The organism is Methylocystis sp., assembly GCF_050251305.1.
GTDB lineage: Bacteria > Pseudomonadota > Alphaproteobacteria > Rhizobiales > Beijerinckiaceae > Methylocystis.
Map to the genome: position 1 here is coordinate 1 of NZ_JBFWNB010000085.1, position 7,466 is coordinate 7,466.

Genomic DNA, 7,466 nt, shown 5'->3' on the forward strand with positions numbered 1-7,466 from the left:
AGCCGCGCGCAACATATTTGCGCGCTCCGATTTAGTCAAGGCGAGGCTCATTCAGATAAAGCATTGAATTATCATATCATTTTAAGACGTGGGCCTATCGACCGCACGGGAAGGCGCCGCGGCGCGTCAAAATGCCGAAGCTGAAGCGCGCCGGCGCGGAACTGTGACGGCGTCCAATTGATTACGCTTTTATGACGCTCTCTCTCCGATCCCATGGGCCGCTGTTCGGATTCCTGGCTTTGCTGCTCGCGCCGAGCCTCGCCATCGCGGGCGGCGCGATGTCGTTTCACCTTCGTTTTGAAGCGCTGCTGGTCGTTTCCGGCCTGTTGGTCGCGGCCTGCGTGCTCGGCGGCTATTCCTTCGCCGAACTCGGACTGGGCGCGCCTCGGGGCTATCGCGCCTGGTTGATCTGCGGCGCGCTGACCTGCCTTCTGCTGGCGGCGATCGTCGTTGAAGCGCAATTCCTGAACCATGCGCATGCGCCGCCGAACTGGGCCGCCTTCGCGCCCTTCTATGCGCTCGTGTCGAGTCCCTGTCAGGAAGTCGTGTGCCGCTCGATTCCGAAGTTGATCGCCGACCGGCTGCAGATGAGCGGACGGAACTATGTGTTGTTTTCCTCGGCGGTCTTTTCGGCGATGCACGCCGCCTATGGCGATCCCGTGCTGCTCGCCAACACCTTTCTCGCGGGCGTCGCGTGGAGCACCGCCTATCTGTTCACGCGCAACGTCTGGCCGCTGACCGCGTCTCACGCCGCGGTCGGCTCCTTCGCGTTCTGGATCGGGCTCGCCTGACCGTCGGGCCGCGGTCTGGCGCGCATCGCCGCGCGCAGCAGCAGCCACAGCACGCCGGCGTTCAGCACATGCCACAGGAGATGCGCGCCGAGCGGAAAGGCGGGACAGACCGCGCGGTCGACGGTTCGGAAGAAAAGGGAGACTGCGAAGAGAAGCGCGGCGCGCGCCAGCGCATGGGCGAGGTCGCGCCGGCCGCCCGACCATAGCAGCGCGGCGAAGATCGACAGCGCGACGAGCGCCGGCAGATAGCCGATCGAACCGTTGAGCGCATCGACCGTCGTCGCGAAATGCGATCCGGCGGCGAACGCCAGCGTGATCGCCGTCGCGAGACCCAGCCCGAGGCCGAAGAATCGGCGAAGCGCGAGCAGGAAATAGCCGTAGATGAAAATCGCGATCGGAATCACATCGAGCAGCATGGCGCCGCGCGTCGCCAGCGTATGAAAGGCGAAGCTGCCGACGCCGACCGACGCGGCGACGACGATGAGCGCGAGCGCCGGATAATCGTCCCCGCCGCGCCGTCGCCAAAGAATGAAGGCCGCCGCGGCCGCTATGACGAAGGCGAAATTGCTGAGCGCGTTCGCCGGCTCCGCCCAGAAGGCCGAGCTTTGCCGCTCGCAATAATCCATCACCGGCGCGCGCCAATCCATGAGCGATCCTTGCCGTCGGACTGCGACAATGCGACGACGCGCGTCGCCGCGACGCGTCAGTCGCCGGAAGGCGGCAGACTTTTCGGAGCGGCCTTCTCTCCGGGCAGCGGCGTCGACTCGCCCAGCGTATCGCGCACATAGAGTTTGATCACGGCGACATAGATGATGACCGTCAGCGGCGCGGCGAAGATCGTGGCGCCCAGTCCGAACAGCGTGCCGAACAGCGCAATCGAAATCAGCATCAGCGCCGGCGGCACCCGCACCAATTGCCGCTGAATGAGCGGCATGATCATGTTGCCGTCGAGTTGGTGAATGGCGAGATAGGCGAGGATCGTCCACAGCATGGCGTATGGCCCGATCGTCGCCGCGACCGCGACCGAGGGAAAGATCGCCAGGATCGGACCGATATAGGGGATGAATTCCGAAAGCCCCGATATGGCGCCGAGCGCTATGGGCGACGGCAGGCCGATCAGCCAGACCGCTGTCCCGGCCATGACGCCCATCGTGACCATTTCGATCATCTGGCCGAGCAGCCAGCGACGCAGCGCGGCGGCGACATGATCGAGCGTTTCGCGCGCTCGATTGCGCCAGCGCGGCGCAAACAGCAGCATGAAGCCTTCGCTGTAGAGCGCCGGCTCGCCCGCAATGAAGACGCCGGCGAAAAAAGCGACCAGGCCGCCGAGTACCGCCTCGGTGCTGACGGTGAAGAAAGGTCCGAGCAGACCGGAGATCGAAATATTCTCGCCGAAATATTCGGAGAGTCCCGATCGGCCGATCTCCGCCGAAATCAGATCCGCCGTCTGCTCGGCGCGGCGCAGCACGTCATGGAATTCGGCGGCCATCGTGCGGCCGAAGAGATAGAAGGTGCCGCCGATGATCGAGGCGATCAGCACGCCCGACAGCGTGAGCGCCAATCCGCGCGGCAGGCGGAGCTTGAGAAAGGGCGTCGCGACGAGATGAATGAGCGTCGCGACGAGCACCGCGCCGGTCGCAAGGACGATGACGTTGAATAGCCGCCAGATGAGAAATGGCATGAGGGCGAGCGCGATGAAAATCGCCGAACGCAGAACGAATTCGCCTCTGTTCATGTCAGCTTCGCCCGATCACATGAGGTCAACGCGCCTAAGCCGCAGGACAAGCGCATACTCAAGACATCTAGGGCGGCGAACGGTCAGAGCGCTTACAAGACTATTCCCGCAAGGCGATTCCCGGCGCGCGCCGGGACCATCCTAACGGGCGACACGGCAAAAGAATTCGATTCATTACGACGGCTTGAGCACGTCGACTCGAGCCCCCAAACGATCAGCTCGCCAGCGCGAATTTCTCCGCCTGTTCGAGATCGACCGAGACGAGCTGCGAGATTCCGCGCTCCGCCTGCGTCACGCCGAACAGCCGGTCCATGCGCGCCATGGTGATCGGATTATGCGTGATGGTGACGAAGCGCGTGTCGGTCTTCTTGCGCATTTCGTCGAGCAGATCGCAGAAGCGTTCGACATTGCTGTCGTCGAGCGGCGCGTCGACCTCGTCCAGCACGCAGATCGGCGACGGATTGGTGAGGAAGACCGCGAAAATGAGCGACATGGCGGTCAGCGCCTGCTCGCCGCCGGAGAGCAGCGTCATCGTCGTCGGCTTCTTGCCGGGCGGGCGCGCGAGAATGTCGAGTCCCGCCTCAAGCGGATCGTCGCTTTCGACGAGCTGCAATTCCGCCGAGCCGCCGTCGAACAGCAGCGTGAACAGCTCCTTGAAATGTTCATTGACCTTGTCGAAGGCGGCGATCATGCGCTCGCGGCCTTCCTTGTTGAGGCTGGCGATCGCGGCGCGCAATTTCTTGATCGCCTCCGAGAGGTCGTCGCGTTCGGCGATCATCTTTTCGCGCTGCGCCTCGACCTCGGTAAGTTCGTCGTCGGCGCGCAGATTGACGGCGCCGAGGCGCTCCCGATCGGCGCGCAGATTTTCGAGCCGCCGTTCGATCTCGGCGATCTCGGGCAGATCGTCGCCGTCTTTGACCTCGGCGAGTTCGGCGAGCGCATGCGGCGTCGATTCGAGATCATGGGCGATGGCGCGCTCGACGTCGGCGACGCGCTGGCGCGCGGCCTCGAGCTGCGCTTCGCTGCGCGCCATCTCTTCGCGCGCGGCGCTCATCGCTTCCAACGCGGCGCGCGCGGCGCGATCGGCTTCGGCGAGCCGCATCTCGGCGCTGGCGCGCGCGTCGGAGGCGTCGCGGCGCGCGGCCTCCGCTTCTTCGAGCGCGTTCATCAGCGCGCGGCGCTGGCCGATGAAGGCGTCGGGCGCGTCGCTCAGGCGCCCATGCTCCTCTTGCGCCGTCGCCAGCCGCTCCTCGAGTTCGCCGATGCGGTCCTGCGCGCGATCGCGCCGCTGCGTCCATGAAGAGGCGTCGCGCGCGATCGCCGAGAGCCGAGCGGCGCGGGCCGATCTTTCGTGGCGCAAGGCGGCAAGCGCCGCCCGCGCCTCGCCGGCCTGGGCGCGCTCGACCGTTGCGCGGCCCCGCAAATTCTCCAGAGCGCCGGCCAGAAAGGCCGGTTCTTCGAGTTCGTCGAGCGCCTGCGTCACGCCGGCGCGCTTTTGCGCGGCCTCGTCGCGATTGGCGAGCGTCTGTGCCTTCGCCTCCTGCAGCGCGGAGAGGCGCTGGGCGATCTGCGCCTGACGGCGTTCCGCCGTGGAATGACGTTCGCGGGCTTCCTCCAGCCGGGCGCGGGCGCGGCGCTGGGCGTCGCGCGCCGCGACGTCGGCCTCTGCGGCGAGCCGCGTCGCTTCGCGCGCCGCGTTCAGCTCCTCTTTCAGCGCATCGGCCGTTTCGCGGGCGGCGACGGCCTCGACGCGGAGATCCGCGAGCCGGTTCTTCTCGGCAAGGCGGCGCGCGGCCGCCGTCGGCGCCTCGGCGGCCTGGGTGAAACCGTCCCAGCGCCAGAGATCGCCCTCTTTGGAGACGAGCCGCTGGCCGGGCTTCAAGAGCTTGCGCAGGCTTTCGCCCTCGGCGCGCAGCACCACGCCGATCTGCGCCAGACGACGCCGCAGCGCCGGCGGCGCGCCGACGAGGTCGCCGAGCGCGCGCACGCCATTGGGCAGCGCCGGATCGCCCTCGCTCGACGTCGCCGACCAATGCGCCGGCGCCGAATCGTCGGCCGAGGCGTCGAGATCGTCGCCAAGCGCCGCGCCGAGCGCGGTCTCATAGCCTTTCTCGACGGTCATGCTCTCGACCACCGGCGCCCAGAGGCCGCCGGCGCCGGTTTGCAGCAGATGTTCGAGCGTGCGGACCTCGGTCTCGAGCCGCTGCGCGCGCAGCGCGGCCTGCTCCAGCGGCGCGCGGGCGGCGGTCTCGGCCTCGCGCGCCTGCCGAGAGGCCGCTTCGGCCGCCTGCGCAGCCTCTTCCGCCCCGCGCGCGTCCTGCGCCGCCTGTTCGAACGCCTGGGCGAGACGCTCGACCTCGTCGGCGCCGCCGCCCTGCCCGGCGATCAGCGCAAATTCCGTTTCGATGCGGGTCAGCTCCGCCTCGAAGCGTGCGACCCGCTGAGTCTCGTCGCGCAGCGCCGCATCGAGCGCCGCCCGCCTGGCGTTGACGCCGGCAAGCTGTTCCTGCGCGCTCGACAGCTCGGCCTCGGTCGCCGCCAGCGCCGATTCGATCTCGGAGAGCCGCGCCTGCGCTTCGGACTCGCGCTCGGCGTCACGCGAATCGCCGCTTTCGAGCTCGGCGCGCTCATGCTCGAGCCGTTCCGCGACCTCCGCCGCATCCTGAATCAGCGCGCGCTCGCGTTCGAGATCGCGGCCGAACTGTTCGATATGCCGCTGCAGCTCGGCGATTCGCGCCTTGGCGCGCTGCTCGTCGGCCTCGAGCGCCTCACGCGCCGCGACCAGCCGATGCAGCGCCGCGCCCGCCTCCGCCTCCTTCTCGCGAAGCGGCGGCAGTTCATGCGCGGCGACGGCCTGAAACTTCGCCGCTTCCGCCTGTTCGAGCGTGCGTTCCTGGACGCCGCTGCGGCTCGCGTCGAGCTTCTCGGCCGCCGCCTGCAGCTGTTCGGCGGCGAGCTGATAGGCGACCAGCGCGGCGAGCGCCTCATTCTTGCGGATCTGCGCCGCGAGACCGCGGTATTTCGTGGCCTGGCGCGCCTGGCGCTTGAGGCTGTCGGCCTGACTGTCGACCTGCTTCAGCACGTCTTCGAGGCGGGTGAGATTTTCCGACGCCGCGTTGAGCCGCAGCTCCGCTTCGTGCCGGCGCGAATGCAGACCGGCGACGCCGGCGGCGTCTTCGAGAATGCGGCGGCGCGCCTGCGGCTTCGCGGAAATGATCTCGCCGATCTGGCCCTGGCGCACGAGCGAGGGCGAGCGGGCGCCGGTCGCCGCGTCGGCGAAGAGAATCTGCACGTCGCGGGCGCGCACTTCGCGGCCGTTGATTCGATAGGTCGAGCCCTGTTCGCGCTCGATCCGGCGCGTCACCTCGATCGCGTCGGCATCGTTGAACGCCGCCGGCGCGGTGCGCGCGGAATTGTCGAGAACGAGCCCGACTTCGGCGAGATTGCGCGCCGGGCGCGAACCGCCGCCCGAAAAGATCACGTCGTCCATGCCGGACGCGCGCATGTTCTTGTATGAGTTCTCGCCCATCACCCAGCGCAGGGCCTCGACGAGATTCGACTTGCCGCAGCCGTTCGGTCCGACGACGCCCGTCAGCCCCGGCTCGATGAGGAAATCGGTCGGCTCGCAGAAGCTCTTGAAGCCCAGAAGGCGTAGGCGCTCGAATTTCATTGCCTAGAAGACCGCCACAAAGTGCAGGGGAAAGCAAGAAAACGGACGCGATATGTTGTGGGAAGGCGCTTCTCACGCCTGCCGCGCCGTCAGCCTGACGAGCGGCGCGCGCCTTCGAATCACGATTTTTGATTGCATCGTAGAATTGCGGCGGAAAAAATAGGCGGCGAGACGCGAATCGTTTGAAAATCGGGCGAAGGTTTCCTCGTCCTTCGAGGTCGAGGGAGAAAAACCGGGCGCTGCGGCGACCGCCGCTCTTACGGGGAAGAATGGGCTCAGCCAGTCCGCGGGACGAAGATTTCTGGGTGTTCGGCTACGGTTCGCTGATGTGGCGGCCGGGCTTCGACTTCATCGACAGCGCGCTCGCCTGGGTGCATGGCTATCACCGCGCGCTGTGCATCTTCTCGCATGTCCATCGCGGCACGCCGGAACGGCCGGGACTGGTGCTCGGGCTGGATCGCGGCGGCTCCTGCCAGGGCGTCGCCTTCAAGGTCGCGGCCCGCGATCGCGACAAAACGATCAGCTATCTGCGCGAACGCGAACTCGTCACCTCGGTCTATCTGGAAAGAACGCTCGGCGTGCGATTCGCCGAGGGCGGCTGCGCCAAGGCGATCGCTTACGTCGTCGACCGGACGCATATTCAATACGCCGGACGACTGCCGGAAGAGGAGATGATTCGCCTCATCGCCGAAGGCGTCGGACAGAACGGCGACAATCCCGCCTATGTGCGCAACACCTACGAACATCTGCTGCGGCTCGACATCCACGACGCCGAGCTCGCCGAGATCGTCCGCCGGCTGGATCATGATTCGTGCAGAGCGGTCTCGGCGTTGGGCGGCGCCGGCGATGAGCCGACGCCGCTTTGACGCAACGCCTTACGCAACGCTTGTGCAAAAACCGACACGCTCAAACGCACGGACGCGCGCGATGCAACGCTTACGCCACCGACACGAGGTCCGCCGGATCAGTTGAGCAGCGACGCGGAAAGATCGCGCAGCGTCGCGGCGTCAGCGCAAAAATGCACGTGCCATTCGGCGACGCCGAGTTCATGCGCCATCCTGCGCAGCGCGCGGCGGTCGCGTGGAGCGCGCTCCAAGCTTTTGGAATCGATCGCGTTATCCGCATTTGGGCGATTCCGCCCCAACGCCGCGCGATCGACCGCGCCTTCCTGCGCGAGAAACACGCAGACCGGCCGAGTCGTCGCGCCCTCCCGCGCGACGCCGATGACGACGCCATTCGTCACATCGGCGATAAACGACTCTTCGCCCGA

At 67.0% G+C, this 7,466-nt stretch carries 5 protein-coding genes and 1 pseudogene; 2 read left to right on the top strand and 4 right to left on the bottom strand.

Annotated elements, in window-relative coordinates; genetic code table 11:
• Window positions 1-191: 191 nt before the first annotated feature.
• Entirely contained in the window at window positions 192-791 is a 600-nt protein-coding gene (locus AB7F41_RS16855) for a CPBP family intramembrane glutamic endopeptidase (protein WP_428379976.1), read from the top strand.
• Here AB7F41_RS16855 and AB7F41_RS16860 read toward each other — a convergent pair.
• The 3 genes from AB7F41_RS16860 to smc form a co-directional block, all read right to left on the bottom strand.
• A complete protein-coding gene (locus tag AB7F41_RS16860; protein ID WP_428379977.1) occupies window positions 746-1,438 on the bottom strand; it encodes a ceramidase domain-containing protein in 693 nt (230 codons plus the stop codon). The two genes, AB7F41_RS16855 and AB7F41_RS16860, sit on opposite strands and share 46 nt — an antisense overlap.
• Window positions 1,439-1,494: 56 nt before the next feature.
• Window positions 1,495-2,526 (bottom strand): AI-2E family transporter, encoded by a 1,032-nt coding sequence (locus AB7F41_RS16865; RefSeq protein ID WP_428379978.1) that lies wholly within the window; start codon window positions 2,524-2,526, stop codon window positions 1,495-1,497.
• 214 nt (window positions 2,527-2,740) lie between these two features.
• Window positions 2,741-6,196 (bottom strand): chromosome segregation protein SMC, encoded by a 3,456-nt coding sequence (gene smc / locus AB7F41_RS16870; protein WP_428379979.1) that lies wholly within the window; start codon window positions 6,194-6,196, stop codon window positions 2,741-2,743.
• Between the two features lie 269 nt (window positions 6,197-6,465).
• On the opposite strand from smc, the gene AB7F41_RS16875 reads away from it, so the two are divergent.
• The gene (locus tag AB7F41_RS16875) at window positions 6,466-7,062 is read left to right on the top strand and encodes a gamma-glutamylcyclotransferase (RefSeq protein ID WP_428379980.1); all 597 of its coding nucleotides are present in this window, start codon (window positions 6,466-6,468) and stop codon (window positions 7,060-7,062) included.
• A 98-nt stretch (window positions 7,063-7,160) separates the two neighbouring features.
• On the opposite strand, the pseudogene AB7F41_RS16880 reads toward AB7F41_RS16875, so the two are convergent.
• Window positions 7,161-7,466: pseudogene (locus tag AB7F41_RS16880) on the bottom strand (hypothetical protein); the annotation flags it as partial.

Excerpts from the sequence above, each read along its gene's own strand:
- AB7F41_RS16855 (WP_428379976.1), top strand. The coding sequence starts at position 192 with ATGACGCTCTCTCTCCGATCCCATGGGCCGCTGTTCGGATTCCTGGCT.
- AB7F41_RS16860 (WP_428379977.1), bottom strand. The coding sequence starts at position 1,438 with ATGGATTGGCGCGCGCCGGTGATGGATTATTGCGAGCGGCAAAGCTCG.
- AB7F41_RS16865 (WP_428379978.1), bottom strand. The coding sequence starts at position 2,526 with ATGAACAGAGGCGAATTCGTTCTGCGTTCGGCGATTTTCATCGCGCTC.
- smc (WP_428379979.1), bottom strand. The coding sequence starts at position 6,196 with ATGAAATTCGAGCGCCTACGCCTTCTGGGCTTCAAGAGCTTCTGCGAG.
- AB7F41_RS16875 (WP_428379980.1), top strand. The coding sequence starts at position 6,466 with ATGGGCTCAGCCAGTCCGCGGGACGAAGATTTCTGGGTGTTCGGCTAC.